Source organism: Mycobacterium sp. Root135 (assembly GCF_001426545.1).
Classification (GTDB): domain Bacteria; phylum Actinomycetota; class Actinomycetes; order Mycobacteriales; family Mycobacteriaceae; genus Mycobacterium.
The window spans coordinates 312,229-327,468 of sequence record NZ_LMEZ01000005.1 but is presented as its reverse complement, the minus strand read 5'-3'; the positions used below and the strand labels follow the sequence as shown (position 1 = coordinate 327,468).

General features: G+C 66.7%; 12 protein-coding genes. 4 read left to right on the top strand and 8 right to left on the bottom strand.

The genetic code is table 11. The features are described 5' to 3' along the window. Positions 1 to 125: 125 nt before the first annotated feature. The 5 genes from ASD37_RS32530 to ASD37_RS12700 form a co-directional block, all read right to left on the bottom strand. Positions 126 to 2,705 (bottom strand): hypothetical protein, encoded by a 2,580-nt coding sequence (locus tag ASD37_RS32530; protein WP_056551325.1) that lies wholly within the window; start codon positions 2,703 to 2,705, stop codon positions 126 to 128. 372 nt (positions 2,706 to 3,077) lie between these two features. Then, positions 3,078 to 3,446 (bottom strand): hypothetical protein, encoded by a 369-nt coding sequence (locus tag ASD37_RS12720; RefSeq protein ID WP_056551324.1) that lies wholly within the window; start codon positions 3,444 to 3,446, stop codon positions 3,078 to 3,080. A gap of 113 nt (positions 3,447 to 3,559) precedes the next feature. Next, positions 3,560 to 4,225 (bottom strand): NADPH-dependent F420 reductase, encoded by a 666-nt coding sequence (locus ASD37_RS12715; protein WP_235568149.1) that lies wholly within the window; start codon positions 4,223 to 4,225, stop codon positions 3,560 to 3,562. Positions 4,226 to 4,578: 353 nt separating this feature from the next. Then, positions 4,579 to 5,610 (bottom strand): zinc-dependent alcohol dehydrogenase family protein, encoded by a 1,032-nt coding sequence (locus tag ASD37_RS12705; protein WP_200959885.1) that lies wholly within the window; start codon positions 5,608 to 5,610, stop codon positions 4,579 to 4,581. 162 nt (positions 5,611 to 5,772) lie between these two features. Then, positions 5,773 to 6,111 carry a helix-turn-helix transcriptional regulator gene (locus ASD37_RS12700; RefSeq protein ID WP_056553183.1) on the bottom strand — a complete coding sequence of 113 codons (339 nt, stop codon included), beginning with the start codon at positions 6,109 to 6,111 and terminating at the stop codon, positions 5,773 to 5,775. Positions 6,112 to 6,582: 471 nt separating this feature from the next. Here ASD37_RS12700 and ASD37_RS12695 point away from each other — a divergent pair, with 471 nt between their 5' ends. Further along, positions 6,583 to 7,971 carry an oxygenase MpaB family protein gene (locus ASD37_RS12695; protein WP_056551322.1) on the top strand — a complete coding sequence of 463 codons (1,389 nt, stop codon included), beginning with the start codon at positions 6,583 to 6,585 and terminating at the stop codon, positions 7,969 to 7,971. Between the two features lie 74 nt (positions 7,972 to 8,045). On the opposite strand, the gene ASD37_RS12690 is transcribed toward ASD37_RS12695, so the two are convergent. Both ASD37_RS12690 and ASD37_RS12685 read right to left on the bottom strand, forming a co-directional pair. Then, a complete protein-coding gene (locus ASD37_RS12690; protein ID WP_056551321.1) occupies positions 8,046 to 8,885 on the bottom strand; it encodes an SDR family NAD(P)-dependent oxidoreductase in 840 nt (279 codons plus the stop codon). Then, complete coding sequence (locus tag ASD37_RS12685; RefSeq protein WP_056551320.1) at positions 8,882 to 9,226, bottom strand: nuclear transport factor 2 family protein; 345 nt, start codon at positions 9,224 to 9,226, stop codon at positions 8,882 to 8,884. Before ASD37_RS12685 ends, ASD37_RS12690 begins: the two co-directional genes overlap by 4 nt. A 140-nt stretch (positions 9,227 to 9,366) precedes the next feature. On the opposite strand from ASD37_RS12685, the gene ASD37_RS12680 reads away from it, so the two are divergent. Then, positions 9,367 to 10,191 (top strand): MerR family transcriptional regulator, encoded by an 825-nt coding sequence (locus ASD37_RS12680; RefSeq protein WP_056553180.1) that lies wholly within the window; start codon positions 9,367 to 9,369, stop codon positions 10,189 to 10,191. 703 nt (positions 10,192 to 10,894) lie between these two features. Next, positions 10,895 to 13,102, top strand: a complete 2,208-nt coding sequence (locus ASD37_RS12670) for a bifunctional diguanylate cyclase/phosphodiesterase (RefSeq protein ID WP_056551318.1) — start codon at positions 10,895 to 10,897, stop codon at positions 13,100 to 13,102. Positions 13,103 to 13,242: 140 nt separating this feature from the next. Here the strand turns inward: ASD37_RS12670 and thiD are convergent, their stop codons facing one another. After that, the gene (gene thiD / locus ASD37_RS12665; protein ID WP_056551317.1) at positions 13,243 to 14,088 is read right to left on the bottom strand and encodes a bifunctional hydroxymethylpyrimidine kinase/phosphomethylpyrimidine kinase; all 846 of its coding nucleotides are present in this window, start codon (positions 14,086 to 14,088) and stop codon (positions 13,243 to 13,245) included. Positions 14,089 to 14,191: 103 nt separating this feature from the next. Between thiD and ASD37_RS12660 the strand changes: the two genes are divergently transcribed. Then, positions 14,192 to 15,235: an LLM class flavin-dependent oxidoreductase gene (locus ASD37_RS12660; RefSeq protein WP_056551316.1), complete on the top strand. Its 1,044-nt coding sequence runs from the start codon at positions 14,192 to 14,194 to the stop codon at positions 15,233 to 15,235. Positions 15,236 to 15,240: the final 5 nt, after the last annotated feature.

Below are 15,240 nucleotides of genomic sequence, written 5' to 3'. Positions count from 1 at the left end.
GCAGCTGCGGCCCTAGAAGCGCCGAACCGATCCCACGGTGTGAGACAGGACGTGAGACGTCTCGAATGTCTACAAACGAGACACGGCACGGGGTGAGGTTGCAAATAATTCGTTGGTCCCTGCTCTCAGCCGTCCACCCCGGTCTGTCCGCCTGGGGTCCCGCCCAGTCCACCGGCGCCGCCGGTCTTCTTGCTGCCGTTCCCTCCGGCGGCGAAGCCGCCGTTGCCCCCGTTGCCACCGGTGCCGGTCTGGCTGTTGCCGCCCGCGCCGCCCTTGCCACCCGTGAGTGGTGCCGGGGAACTCAGACTGGTGTCCAGGGCATTGCCGCCGCCGCCGCCGACGCCACCCTTTCCGTTCACGCTGTTTCCGCCCGCGCCGCCCGTGCCGCCCGTAGCTGGGCCGATGGATGAGGAGCTGATGTTCGCTTCGCCGCCTCTACCACCGGCGCCCCCGTCGCCAGTGGTGCTCGCGCCGCCGGTACCGCCCTTACCGCCGTTGGACGTGCCCAACCCGCCATAGTTGAACGACTCACCGCCAGCGCCGCCCGTGCCGCCGGTGCCGGCAGCGCTGCCACCGCCGGTGCCGCCCATTCCGCCGGTCGAACTGCCCGTCCCGCCGGTGACGACTGATTCACCGCCGATACCGCCGACACCGCCAACGCCGTTGACGCTGAACCCGCCACTCCCGCCGGCTCCCCCCACGGCGTTACCTCCGCTGCTAGAGACCCTGCCGCCGGATCCGCCGGCGCCGCCTACTCCGCCTCGGCTCGAGCCACCGTTGCCACCGGGACCGCCCGTCGCGTTGGGATCGACCGAAAAGACGACGTACCCGTCCGCCCCTGCTCCGCCGTTGCCGTCAGCGCCACTGGCGCCCGCACCACCGGTGGTCAGACCTGCACCGCCCTGACCACCCAGTCCGCCGTTGGCGCCGTCGCCGCCGTCGCCCGGCCGGATGAAGCTACTAGCGCCGGCGCCACCCGTTCCGCCGGTGCCGCCGCGACCGCCCGTGCCACCGACACCCTGACTGCCACCCAGGCCGACGACACCACCAGACCCACCGGTGCCGGTCAATCCGCCCACACCCGCAGCGCCTCCGGTGCCCCCGGTACCGCCCTGGCCGCCTTCGATCCCGTTGAGTCCGTCCACGTCGCCGTCGGTATCCCCACTATCACCGTTGGCGCCGGCGCCACCGACACCGCCGGTGCCTCCGGTGCCGCCGTTCCCACCCCTTCCACCGTTGCCGTTGGAGCCCGCCGTTCCCGGTGTGAGCCCCTCGCCCGCTGCACCGGCGTTGCCGCCTGCACCGCCCATGCCGCCCATGCCTCCGGTCAGACCGGTGCCGCCGGTGCCCGACGGAGCGAGTGTCGTGCCCGTGGATCCCGTCGTCCCCGTCGCGCCTTGGGCGCCGGTGCCGCCCACGCCACCGGTGCCGCCATTGCCACCGTCGCCACCAGCGCCGCGGACTCCGTTCACCGCGCCTGCCGTGCCGTCGGAGCCGCCCCTGCCGCCCGTGCCCTTCGCTCCGCCGGCCCCGGCCAGTCCCGCTGCGCCACCGGCGCCGCCCTTGCCGCCGTTCTGTCCGGCGCCGCCTGTTCGTCCGTTCTCCCCGGCTGCGACGCCTGGTTCGCCGGGGTCGCCGTCGGCACCGTCGGCGCCGTCGCCGCCCTCGCCGCCGTTGGACCCGTTGCCACCATCGCCGCCATTGCCGTTGATCCCGGCGAGCCCGACGCTCCCGCCCGTGCCGCCGGCCCCGGCGTTGCCGCCCGCGCCGCCCGCGCCACCCCGGCCGCCCGCCTGACCGTCGTTGCCACTCGCGCCGACCGCGGTGACGGCAGTGCCGTCGACACCACCGACGCCGCTGCCGCCCTGGCCGCCCTGGCCGCCGTTGCCACCCGCCCCGCCGGCGCCCAGGGCTCCGGACAGGCCCGCCGAACCGAACAGCCCGGACGAGCCGCCCGAGCCGCCCGATCCTCCGGCACCTCCAGCACCACCGTTGCCGCCGCGCTGTGCCGCCGTTCCGTCCGTTCCCGCAGTCGTCGCGTCCTGACCCTCGATGCCGTCGGCCCCGTTGCCGCCTACGCCACCCGAGCCGCCACTGCCGCCGGCGCCGCCGTTGCCCAGAAACAGTCCCGCGGCGCCGCCCCGACCACCCGAGCTGCCCGTGCCACCGCCGCCGCCGCCGCTGCCTGCGAGTTCGGCCGTGGTTCCGAGTGCACCCGCGGCACCGCGTCCGCCGTCCCCGCCGCTGCCGATGAAGACGCCGCCACGTCCGCCGTCGCCCCCGTTGCGCCCGGACGTCTCCGCGTTGCCGCCGCGGCCGCCGTTGCCGAACAGCCCGGCGTCACCGCCGCGTCCGCCGTTGGCGCCGGCGCCGCCGTTGCCGAAGAAGATGCCGGCCCTCCCGCCGTTGCAGGCGCTGCCGACGCAGTCAGCCGGGGCGTCGGCGCCGTTGCCGATGAAGACGGACACGAGGTTGACGATCGGTGTCGGCCGAGCGGCGAGCAGCGCCGTCGGGGTCGCGCCGCCCCCGATCAGACTGCTGGTGGGAACGGCGATCGTCGCCGGGCACCACACCCCCACGCATTGCGCGCTCACGTCACCGGACGGGTCAGGTGTGGCAAACGCCAGTCCGACACCGATCCCGGTGGACAACATCCCGGCTGAGAACGCAGCGGCGATGGCCACCCGACCCGCGGACGTCGCCACGAATTTGCGACTGGCAGCCCTTCTGCTCGAAGTCCGTTCTGCCACAACTGCCGATCCGTGCCGTCGCGCGCCCACTGAAACCCCTCGAGGGTAGATCCCGAACTCGCCTGAGTTCGAGCGCTACCAGCTGAACACCCCACAGGTCGTGGACACAGTAAACATGTTGCGATCACAATTAGAAAGATGTACGCCGATGTTCATGGAAATTGGCCCGAGCGTCAATCGGCGCCGTCCGAAGGGTGGCCCGCGGACCCCGTCGACGTAGTCGACGACCACTCCCGTGGAAGCTGCGTGCCGCGCGTTTCGGAGCCACGCCGACCTGAGTGGCGGCCGACGACACTGTCCGAGTGATCCACCCCGAGCAGGGTGCGCCTAGGCCCCACCCAAACTCGGCCGGTAGTCCGCCACTTCGGCCTCAGCAGCGAGCAACGCACCCAATTCGCCTTCCTGCTGGGCGACGAACACACCGACGACCTGCCGGCACACCTCCGGCACGCTGACCCCGCGCACATCGGCAATACGCTTCAGCCCGACGAGCATTGACGTCGACACGTGAAACTGGACGGCGAACTGACCGCAAGAACCATCCTCGGGCGGTAACCCCGGACCAACGACCACCGGATGATCTGACCCGAATTCGTCAACCTCGGCACCGCGAGCCCTCTCAAGGGACCCACCACCAGCGCCGCCAGCAACGCCCTCGTCCGGGTCGCGGAACTCCTCGTGGCTGAACAAACCCATTGCGCCCACGCTAGACCTTTCAGGAACGCCGCAAACCCAGCGGCCCGCCCGGCGACAGCGGATGGTGCATAAGCGACTCTCTGGTCGGGATCGTTGCGCCGTGGCTCGTCGTACTACATGTAGAGGGCACGACTGAGGCGGACGCCGTAGTCGGCATCGGGATTGGTGCTGCCGTCACCGACTCGTTCGGCGATGGCAGCCACGGCCAGGTCGCGTCTCACCGGTAGGCGCGCGGCCTCGGCTGCGGCCAATGCGGCCGGCAATTCGTCGCGGGTGAGATCGGTGCCGTAGCACGGCGCACCTGGTTGCTGGCGCCAGGATTTTTCGAGGGGTCCGGCGTCGAATCCGTCGAAGCCGGTGTCCTCGACCAGGGTCATAGCCAGTGCGCGGGCGGCATCATCGTCGGCGGCGACGGGGAGTGCAATGCGGCCCGGGGTTCCGGCTGGCGCGCCCTTCCTGACCAGCGAGTCAGATCCGATGCTGTTCCAGGCCTTCACGACGGGTCGGCCGATTGTCTCTGCAACCCAGTGGCTTTCGACTTGTCCCGAGTCGATGGCAGCGACGCGATCGTCGCGCGCAAGGTAGTAGTTCGACGTGTCGACGATGACTGCGTCAGCAGGTGCTGCGGCCAGGACGCCTGCGAAATCGGGCACCCGATTCAGCGGAATGGAGAGAATGATGACATCGACGTCCTGGACGGCCTCCTCGGCGGCCACCGCTTGTGCGCCGGTGGAGAGCACATCGGCGTCGATGGTTTCCGGCCCGCGTGAGTTGGCCACTTTGACCTCGTGGCCAGGCCGCGCTCAACTTCAGGGTGAGTGTCTTACCGATGTGGCCGACGCCTACGATGCCGACTCTCATGTGAAACTCCTTCTCGTACTTCGTGTTTGAGGACGATGGTGGGATCTGCGGTCCCGCAGATCCCACCGGATGGATCTGGTGCCTTGGGAGCATGCAAACGCGGTCTCCCCGCGCATCCGGGTCGGTAATGCCGAAGGAGATGCCGAAAAGCACTTTGTCGTCATCAAGGACGTCCAGTTCGCTGCGGACGACGTCGGCATACGCGCCGAGCACCGTCTGTGGGACGCCGTGAAACCCCGCGCAGTCAGTGACGAAGTTTTGGACGACGTCGCTACTGGGTAACGGTGACTACCACTTTGCCCACTTGCCCGCCTGCCTCGAGATACCGATATGCCTGCACGATGTCGTCAAGGACGAAGCGGGCGTCGATGACCGGCGACAGTTCACCCGAGGCCAGTCCAGCGTTGACGAAATCAACCGCGCGCGTGAGCTTCTCGTCGTCGTTGGTGATTTCGAACAATTCGTAACCTCGAACGGTCAGATGCTTGCCTAGGACATCCATCACCGGCAAGGGAGTTGGATCAGAGTTCAAGGCGCCGTAGAGGAGGATGATCCCTTGGCTCGCGGCAGCTGCGGTGAGGGTCGCGAAATCGGGTCCACCGACCGGGTCGAAGATCACACGTGCGCCGGCGCCGCTGGTCAGTTCGGCGACTTCGGCCACGACGTCGTCCTCACTGGTGGCTAGCACCCGCTCAGCTCCGTACTCCAGGAGCTTGTCTCGCTTGGCACTGGTGCGAGTCAATGCGATCGGACGGCCACCCATCATCTTGGTGACCTGGATGGCAGCCAAGCCGACGCTGGAGGACGCGGCATTGATCAATACGACGTCACCCTGACCGACGGCGGCGAGATCGACCAGACCCCCATAAGCAGTGATGAACTGCATCCACGCAGCGGCGGCGGCTTCCCACGACAACTCGGCTGCATGTTTGACCACTGCACGTGCCGGTGCCAAAACGACCTCGCCGTGCATACCGTAGTCCGTCATTGCGAAGGCAGGTACGACGCTTACGGCGTCGCCGACCTCAAGGCCGCTCACTTGGGGGCCGACGGCGTCGATCACACCGGCGGCTTCGTAACCGATCAGGGACGGGAAGACCGGATCGACCACGTACTGGCCGGTGCGGAACATCACCTCTGCACGGTTGAGGCCCAGCGCGCGTGTTTCGATCCGCACCTCGCCCGGACCCGGCTCCGCGACATCGACGTCATCGAGGGTAAGAACCTCAGGCCCGCCGGTGGTGTGGAAACGAACGACCCGACTCAACTTCTCTCCCTGATTCAAGGACGCGGCGAAGGCCACGACAGCCGTGAGCTACACCGAGCACGCACGATCAGACCGATGGTGGGCACGGCCCCGGCGCAGCAGAACGATTTCCATGAAACGCCCTTGTTCGATGATTGTCAAACTTCGATGATCGTCGAACAATGCGGTGAGTAACACCTGCCTGCTAGGGATCCGGGGTCAGGAGTGACTCTCTGAGGCGGTGGCGGCGAGCACTGAATCGAGGAGGCCGGGGTAGGCGGCGTCCACATCGTCTTTCCTGAGCAGGTTCATCTTCGACGTGCCCTGCTCGAACTGGTGGATGATTCCCGCACTTCGCAACATGTTGAAGTGATACGTGAGTGTCGACTTCGCGACCCACAGGTCGAAGGAACCGCAACTAATCGGCGCGCTCGACTCGGCAAGTTGCCGAATAATGCTGCGGCGCACCGGATCTGCGAGCGCCTGCAGAACGTCCTGGAGTGCCCCAGGGTCGACCTCGGAGGCAGAAGCCGTCGCCGATTGAGGCCTCGCCTTCATGACTTGCACTCCTGCCTAGGTCATCGCCGAAGGTTGCCGGCTCCCGCCGCCGACGTCCGCGGTCGAATTCAGCGTATCCGAGTTCGACACCGCGGCTCGCTCCCGTGCACTCAGGGTCGTCCTACTGCATCGCGCCGGTGGCGCGCTTTCGAGAGGCGGGCGGAATGGAGCCCGCGCCGAAGAGACCTGACACCGGACCGCCCGTTTACTCCCACGGCGACCAGGATGCGATCAATGAAACCGAGGACCGCAGTTCCAACCCGCGCCTGGCACTTGAGCTGGCCGCCGCGTTGTACGTGCCCGGCGGCCGTCGCAGCTATCTCCCTTCGGAGCCCGTCCACGTCACCCATCCGGTGGCGAGACCGATGCAGCTGTTCCGGCGGTGTCTGGCGGTGCAGGGCAGAGCGGCCGACTCCGCACCAACTGACAACGGGCGTTGCCAGATCGTTGCGCCCGCGATAACGTCGCCCCATGACGGTGATTGGTGAACGTCCGGAGGTACTCCTGGATGACGTCGACTTCAATCGACGTGACCATCCCGACCGGCCGTTGCGTCCTATACCGCCCGGTCGTGACCACTTCGCCGACCAGTGGCGTCTCATGCGCGAGTTCATCTTCGGTGAGTGGATCGACGTAGATGGGGAGCTCCAACCCAGTGACCTCACGCGCCTGCGAGACGACTATTTCTGGCAGCGCGACGAACTCATGATCGGCGTGGTCGAGGCGTTCGAGCGCCTCGGCCACGAGCAGGGCCGGGCGCTCTTCGAGCAGGCGCTGACCCAGGGCATCGACACGCTCGGGGACCCGCCGCAGGAATTCGTCGAGCTCTTCGACCACCTCGACCAGCTGCCCGCCCAGTTCGATCTCGTTGCCGCTGAACGGGGCCGGATGCTGGCGATGTCGAGCACGTGGGCCGCCACGACGATCATCCGCGGGTGGGCGTTCTACGAGACCGCGATGACAGGCGACATCTCCGCAGCCACCGGAGCCACGGGGCGATTCGCCGACGACGGTCCGCGCCGATTCATCGAGACCGCCCGGGTCTTCGCCGAATTCACACTGCCCGACATCTTCGATCGGCAATCGGACGCGTTCCAGGACGTGGTGCGAGTTCGGTTGATGCACGCTCTGGCGAGTAAGGGCTTACGCCAAAAGTGGGGCGACGACGTCTATCTCAAGTTCGGTGAACCCATTCCGGTGACGTCGTTGCTGGGGTTCGGCAGTGGCATGTTGCTCGGGCGCCTCGTCGACCATGCCTTCGGCCGCAAGCTCACCAAGCAACAGCTCGAAGATCTCACCGAGTATTCGTCGTTCTCCGGGCGGCTGTGGGGAGCCCCTGCAGCGCTCCACTCGGCCGACGGCCTTGAGCTGATCAAATCGCTGAATTACGTTCTCGCCCGGGGCGGCAACCCATCACCGTGGCGGGCCCAACTCGTCGATGCCATCGCCGGTCCCGTGCACCTGACCACCCTGACGGACGCGCTTCCGAGCTTGGTGAAGAAGGTGGTCGCGAGGTACGCCAACCAGATCACGGCCAGCGTCGCCCTGGCGCCCGCAGGCGTCGTGTTCGGATACCAGCAGATCGAGGCGATGTTGGCGGGCACGCTCTTTGAGCCGTTGGGCTACGACTTCGAACGCCGCGTGCGCATCTTCACCAACCTCACCAAGCTCAATGTCGGCATCGCCATGGTGGGCGACCGACTGCCCTTTTCCAACCCCATCCGTGAGAGCAGGAAGAAGAGCGGCGCAGCCACACGCGAGCGGATTGCCATGTTGGGCAAAATCGCCCGCGGCAAGCACATACCGCTGACCTTCAGCCACCACGACCGCTCGACGGCCGGGGAGGGTTTCACCGGCTAGTCCGCCGGACTACTAGTTGTCCCCAAAATCGACGGGGCAGTCGACGGTCGTGCTCGTCTCGGTCGGTCGTCCTCTCAGGTGGGGAAATCAGCGCTGCGAGAGAGTGTTTCGTTCGCCCGGACGTTGGCCAGACTCTTCTCCAGCGTGTCGATCACGGCGTCGTATCCGCTGTTGCCCAGGATCAGCCGACGGGGCGGTGGGTCCTGAGCCATCGCCGCGATCACCGCACGGGCGCCGCGACGCGGATCGCCGGGCTGCACACCGTCCATCCCGACGAAGGTGGCACGGACCTCTGCGAGCATGTCGTGGTAGTCCGGGATCGGCTCGTCGACGGGTTCGTCGGCGAATCCGGTGTAGGCGTTGGTGCGGAACGCTCCCGGTTCGACGGTCAACACCGAGATGCCGTGTGGAGCGACCTCATCGTGCAGCGCGTCGGTGATGGCCTCGATGGCGAACTTCGTCGCACTGTAGAAGCCGAATCCAGGCGCTGACACGAGCCCGGCTACCGAGGACACGTTGACGATCCACCCGTTACCGCGGGCGCGCATCCCGGGCAGCACCGCACGCGTCACGGACAGCACTGCGAAGAAGTTCAGCTCGAACATCGCCCGCAACGCGGACTCGTCCATTCCCTCGATCGACCCGTACCAGCCGCGGCCGGCGTTGTTGACCAGCACGTCGATACCACCGAAGTGCTCCTCGGCGGCGCGCACCGCACGCTGCACCTGCGCCGCGTCGGTGAGTTCCAGTGGCACGACGAGAACGCGGTCGCCGTACTGCTCGGCCCACGACGCCAGCTCCTGCGGACGCCGGGAGGTGAGGACAACGCGGTCGCCGGTCTCGAGTGCCGCCTCGGCGAACGCCATCCCGAAGTTGCCGGGGGTGCCGCCGGTGATGAACCAACGCCGCGTCATGGCTCGATCACCACCCGGCTGATCAGCGCGCCGTCCAGTGTGAAGCGGTAGTGCAGGTCGGCGACCCCGCCTGGGAAGTCGCCCTCCAGGTGCTGCCCGACGTCGACCCCTGCTTCGGTCGTGATCGCGCCGGTGAATGCGGTGGTGTAGGTGTACTCGGCGGCCGCCTTGGCCACCCAGGCCCCGATCTCGTCGTGTCCCTCGTAGTCGTGGCCTTCGTCGGTCACCACGGCATCGGTGGTGAGTGTGGCCAGCGCGTGGTCCACCTCACGGGCATCGAGCGCAGTCATGAACGTTCTGACGGTCTTTGGGAGTGCATCCCAGTCTGTGGTGTTGGTCATGACACCACCATGAAAGTTGCCCCAAGGGGAAGGTCAACCCCCGGTTCGGCTCGCGCCGTGCAGTTGACCTTGCCCCAGGGGGAGGCCTGAAGATGGCCGTGTCCCATCACGTGGGCGATGCAAACGCAGAGGAGGACGCCATGGGCGCACAGGTCTCGATTGGAGACTTCGCGGTGATGACCAGTCTGAGTAGGAAGGCGCTACGGCACTACCACGACATCGGCATTCTCGAACCCGCCCACGTCGACCCCTACACCGGCTACCGCTTCTACGACACCAGCCAGGTCGATCACGCCCACATCATCCGCCGGTTCCGATCACTGGGCATGTCCATTCCCGACATCAAGGCGCTACTGAGCACCGACGACGCCGGGGCCCGCACCGACATCATCACCACTCATCTCGAACAGATGGAGGCTCAGCTGCAGCAGACCCGTGACACCGTGGGTGCGCTACGCGAACTGCTCTCCCCGGTGCGTACTCCCACCGACGTCACATCGCGCCACGAACCTGCGCTCGCCGTGTGGTCCGTGAGCGCCACCGTCGACACCTCCGGGATAGACGACTGGTTTACGGCGTCACTGCGGACACTGCACCGGGCCGTCGCCGTGGCAGCAGGCGCGCCGACCGCGGTGGTGCCGGGCGGCCTCTACGACCGCGCGCTGTTTCTCGAACAGCGCGGCAGCGCAACCATGTTCGTCGACGCACCACCATCCGCAGATCCCCCCGAGGGTATCCGCGCCGAGGTCTTACCCAGGGCCGAATTCGCGGTGCTCACCCACGCGGGCGGTCACGACGGCATCGACCGCAGTTACGCGGCCCTTGGCATCTACGTCAACGAGCATCTGATCAGCAGCCAGGGGCCCATCCGTGAGCACTACCTCGGCGGTACTCCCGTAGATCCGTTCCGGTTCACCGCAACCGAGATCTGCTGGCCGATCTTCGGCACCACCGCACCGCGATGAACGAGACACACGAGCGGTTCGGCACATACGGAGCATGGCTCAGTCCTGCACTGGGTGATGCGCCCCGTATCGAATACGAGCCTCCACTCGAAGACTTGGTCTATTAGACGATCTGGGTGGTAATCGGTGGACCGACGGCTGCCATCGCGAAGGGCGCGGCGAGGGCGGATGACGATTGTTCATTGCCGCGCATCGTCGAAATCCTTTGCAGTTGAACAGGTACTTGAGGGATACTCTGCGACGCAAGCCACGTCACTTGGCGAAAACGGTTGTGCGCCAACCGATCGTTGGGGCAGAACGCGCTGCTGGGTGCGGTCCACCGCAGTGGTCCAGCGCGCCCTGGGTGCCATCGGAGTCGCCGGTGCCGTCGTCAAGCAAAGCCGCCACGGTCCACGGCAGGCGCCGACAGCGATGTCGCCGTTCCCATCTCAGCCCCGCAGTCCGGTCGCAACGTTCAGCGTTCGTCGCGCCTTCAGCGTCGCAAGGCTGGCGATGCGAGGCCCAGATTTGTACCACTACAACGTCTCTGGATTGAGCAACATCAGCTGCTAACCTTATGCGCTTTTAACTTGCTACGCTGCCCTCGGCCCAGCAAATTAATAGAACCAGTCGAGGTGCTCGATGGTCGGTGACATGACGTGCAACTCCCGCGCTGGAGGCCCACCGTCGTCGACCCTTGCTTGCTGCGTGACACGAGGACGTCATGACTGATGCCGTCGACGACATCGCCGTTTTTCATGCGATGCTCGACGACTCGCCCGACATGGTCACGATCGCGGAGGTCGGCGGTCGGGTGGTCTACGTCAACCCCGCCGGTTTGGTGTCGCTCGGGCTCACCGAGCTGTCGCCATTGGAACCGATGACGATGAACGAGTTGTTTGTCATTTCTGGCGATGACCCGCCTGGCGAGCCGTGGCGGGCTCCGTGGGACACGACCAGGACGTGGCGCGGTTCGTCGGTCTTGACGCGCGCGGCCGGCGGTGTACGCATTCCTGTTCAGATGACCACCTTCCTGGTCGACCGGGCCCGCGGTGAGCCAAGCGTGGTGGTGGCGATCGTCGCCCGTCAGGGCGTGGCGATGGGCAGCGACCGGTGGCGGGCCGCGGCTGAGGCGTCGACCTACCTGGCTGCCGAGCAGCAGGCCGTGGCGGAACTGAGCAGACTGGCCCTCGACGGTGCCCTCGAGGAGTTGTTGGAGGCGGCGACCAACGCGGCCTCTCAGCTCATGGGGGTGAACCGGTCGATGATCACCCGCCCGGTCGACGGTGATGACGAAATCGCGGTCGTCGCGTTCACCGGCATACCCCCGCGGCCGGTCACCCTGCCCGCGGGGCACCAGTCCCTGATGGGCTTCACGTTGCTGACCAACGACGTGGTGGTGGTTGAGAACCGGGACACCGAGACACGTTTCACGACCGCGGGAATGGCCTCCTACGGTTTCCGCAGCGGTGTCTGCGTCCCCATTCCGGGTGACGGCGGCCCATGGGGCGCGTTGTCGGTGCACAGCAATAATGACCGGTGCTACGGCCAACGGGAAGTGTCGTTCCTGCAGACGGTCGTGGGCGTTCTCTCTGCGGCGATTCGACGGGTGGACTTGGACCGCCAACTGCTCGACCGCAGCATGCAGGATCCGCTGACGGGATTGCCCAACCGTGCGGCCGCGTTCGAGCGCATCGACCGCGCTCTCGCGGAAGGTCTGCAGGACGGCACGCTGACCGCGGTGATGCTCGTCGACGTCGACGACTTCAAGATCATCAACGACAGCCTTGGCCACGAGGCCGGTGATCGGGCGCTCATACGATTCGCACACCGCCTCGCTGCTGCCGCGCGACCCGGGGACCTCGTCGCCCGCGTCGGCGGCGACGAGTTTCTCGTTCTCGCCGAACGTGTCTGCGGGATCGACGACGCACGACGTATTGCGCAGGCACTGACCGACGCCATCGGCGCGCCGCACCCGCCCGGGACTGAACCGACACCGCTGAGCGCCAGCATCGGCATCGCCGTCTCCGACACCCATTCCACCCCGCGAGACCTCGTCCACCACGCCGATCTGGCGATGTACCGGGTCAAGGACAACGGGACCGGAGGCAGCGCCGTCTTCGATCGCGACGACCTCTACGACGCCGAGCGGACCCGACGCCTGTCGGTGGATTTGCGCGCCGCACTCGGCGATGGAGAGCTCAATCTGCTGTATCAACCCATCGTCGACATCGCCACCGGCCGGCCAGTGGCGATGGAAGCCCTCGCCCGATGGCGTCATCCCGACCTCGGGGTGATCAACCCGGGTGAGTTCGTCGCCGTCGCCGAACGCACCGGTTTGGTGGGCGAGCTAGGCGAATGGGCCTTGCACACCGCATGCGCCCAAACGAGCTTGTGGCGCAACGAATTCGACATCGGCATCCGCGTCAACGTCAGCGCTCTGCAACTGCGTGACCCCGGGTTCGTCGCCAAGGTCACCGCCGTGCTTGCTGCCACCAAACTCGACGCGCCGGCGTTGGGTTTGGAGATAACCGAGACCGCCTGGGTCTCGGACACCGCTTGTGTCGCCGCCAATCTCGCCGCACTGCACGCGATGGGCGTCACGATCTCCCTCGACGACCTCGGCAGTGGATACAGTTCCATCGCCTACCTCAACCGCTTCCCGGTCTTCGCGTGCTTCAAGATCGACAAGTCCTACATCGAGGATCTTCCCGCCGCCCGCCCCACTGCCATCGTCAACGCGATCGTGATGCTGGCCCGCGCCTTTGGCCTCATTGTCGTCGGCGAAGGTGTGGAGACCTTCGCGCAGCTCGACGCCCTGAGGGCATGTGGATGCGACCTCGCTCAAGGCTTTCTGCTTGGCAAGCCCATGACCGCCGCCGAGGCGACAGCCGAACTTAGATCCAAGGAAACAACGGCAACGCCGCTTTGAGGGCACGGTCCGTACCCCTGGAGTTGGCGGTTGGTGAGCGGTTCGGCCCCTCTATGGACTTGATCCGCGCGCGGGCTGTTCTCATGCTCGGAACGGCGGGTCTCGCCAGCTGCACGACGATCGATCCGACGGCGTGCGACTCAGCGGAACAATCTGGCCATACCGTTGACTGGGCCGTGGCCCCGGCCGAGCGGATAGGCGGCGCGGATGCACTCGGTAACCCAGAGCTTGGCGAAACCGACCGCCTCGGGAACCGGGTAGCCGTGAGCGAGCGCGGCGGTGATCGCCGCGGCAAGAGTGTCGCCGGCGCCGTGATCGTGCGGGGTGTTCACGCGGTTCGCAGCGAACTGGTGGAACTCGACGCCGTCGAAGAGCAAGTCGGAGCTGCGCTGTGAGGTGCGCAGGTGGCCACCTTTCACGAGCGCCCATTGCGGCCCTAGTGCGTGTAGAGCCCGGGCTGCCTCGCGTTGGGTCGTGTCGTCGACGACGTCGATGCCGACCAACAGTCGCACTTCGTCGAGGTTCGGCGTCACAAGCGTGGCGAGTGGGATCAGTTCGTCGCGCATGTCGTCCAGCGCATTGGGGTGCAGTAGTGGCTCACCGACGTTGGACGCACACACGGGATCGACCACCAGCGGGACAGTGCCGTCGAGCCCTTCGGCCTTCCACGTAGCCACGATGGTCCTGATGATCGCGCTGGACGCAAGCATGCCGGTCTTGGCGGCCTCGATGCCGATGTCGGACGCCACCGCGCTGATCTGCCCTGCGACGACGTCAGTTGGAACTTCGTGAAAGGCTTTCACGCCCAACGAGTTTTGGACCGTGACGGCCGTCAGTGCGGCGCACCCGTGTACACCCAACATGGCGAACGTTCGCATGTCAGCCTGCAGGCCAGCGCTGCCGCCTGAATCGGAACCGGCGATGGTCATGACTCGACGCGGGGTCTGTCCCGGTGCAGCCAGTGGGAGGTCCTGAGCGTCGGCCATGGGTAGCAGTCTTGCAAAGATTGCCGAACCGGTTGCGGTGGGCGTCGGCTGCCGGGCGCCAGGCCCTGGGAATACCTGAACGAAGAATGAGGTTTGCGGTGCCATGAAGGCTTTTGGATTTCTGAGCTTCGGGCACTACGCGTCAACTGGCGGCTCCGGCGGGCCTGACGCCGGCGACATGCTGCGCGACGCAGTCGACATCGCGACGGGTGCCGACGAACTAGGCGTCAACGGCGCATACTTTCGCGTTCACCACTTCGCCCGGCAGTCCGCTGCACCCATGCCGCTGCTTGCTGCGATCGCCGCCCGTACTCAGCGGATCGAGGTCGGCACCGGTGTCATCGACATGCGGTACGAGAACCCGCTGCACCTCGCTGAGGAGGCGGCTGCGCTCGACCTGCTCTCCGAGGGGCGGGTGGCACTTGGAGTCAGTCGCGGGTCGCCCGAGCCGGCGCTACGCGGGTGGGAGGCCTTCGGTTACACCGGTTCCACGGATCCGCGGGGCGCCGACATCGCCCGGGACAAGTTCGACTTGTTCCTGCGTGCCGTCCGCGGTGAAGGCGTCGCCGACGCCGATCCCCAACAATTTGGCCGAGTCGGGAAGTTGCGCATCGAGCCGCACTCGCCCACGCTGGCCGATCGGATTTGGTGGGGCGCCGCATCGCGGGAGACCGCGAGATGGGCGGGTACGGCGGGCGTCAACCTGATGAGTTCGACGCTGCTGACCGAGGCCACCGGGGACGCCTTCGCAGACCTGCAGGCTGAGCAGATCGACCAGTTCCGCGCGGCATGGGTGGACGCAGGTCATCCGCGAACTCCGCGAGTCTCGGTGAGTCGCAGCATCTTCCCGCTGGTGAACGATCTGGACCGGCGCTACTTCGGCCCGCGGGGAGACGATTCGGCAGACCAGGTCGGCGTCATCGACGGATTCCGGTCGACCTTCGGCAAGACCTATGCCGCAGAACCCGACGTCCTCATCGAGCAGCTGAAGGCGGATGCCGCGGTCCAGTCGGCCGACACGCTGATGCTCACGATCCCTAGCCAGCTCGGGGTGGAGCTGAATCTCCACATCCTCGAGTCGTTCGCCCGCTACGTGGCCCCGGAGCTGGGGTGGGAGCCGAATTTCAAGGGAGTGCCCACAGGTTGAGGGCG

Bases quoted from the DNA above. Each gene is read 5' to 3' on its own strand.
- ASD37_RS12685 (WP_056551320.1), bottom strand. From the start codon at position 9,226: ATGACCAACACCACAGACTGGGATGCACTCCCAAAGACCGTCAGAACG.
- ASD37_RS12720 (WP_056551324.1), bottom strand. From the start codon at position 3,446: ATGGGTTTGTTCAGCCACGAGGAGTTCCGCGACCCGGACGAGGGCGTT.
- ASD37_RS12660 (WP_056551316.1), top strand. From the start codon at position 14,192: ATGAAGGCTTTTGGATTTCTGAGCTTCGGGCACTACGCGTCAACTGGC.
- thiD (WP_056551317.1), bottom strand. From the start codon at position 14,088: ATGGCCGACGCTCAGGACCTCCCACTGGCTGCACCGGGACAGACCCCG.
- ASD37_RS12700 (WP_056553183.1), bottom strand. From the start codon at position 6,111: ATGAAGGCGAGGCCTCAATCGGCGACGGCTTCTGCCTCCGAGGTCGAC.
- ASD37_RS12670 (WP_056551318.1), top strand. From the start codon at position 10,895: ATGACTGATGCCGTCGACGACATCGCCGTTTTTCATGCGATGCTCGAC.
- ASD37_RS12695 (WP_056551322.1), top strand. From the start codon at position 6,583: ATGACGGTGATTGGTGAACGTCCGGAGGTACTCCTGGATGACGTCGAC.
- ASD37_RS12680 (WP_056553180.1), top strand. From the start codon at position 9,367: ATGGGCGCACAGGTCTCGATTGGAGACTTCGCGGTGATGACCAGTCTG.
- ASD37_RS12690 (WP_056551321.1), bottom strand. From the start codon at position 8,885: ATGACGCGGCGTTGGTTCATCACCGGCGGCACCCCCGGCAACTTCGGG.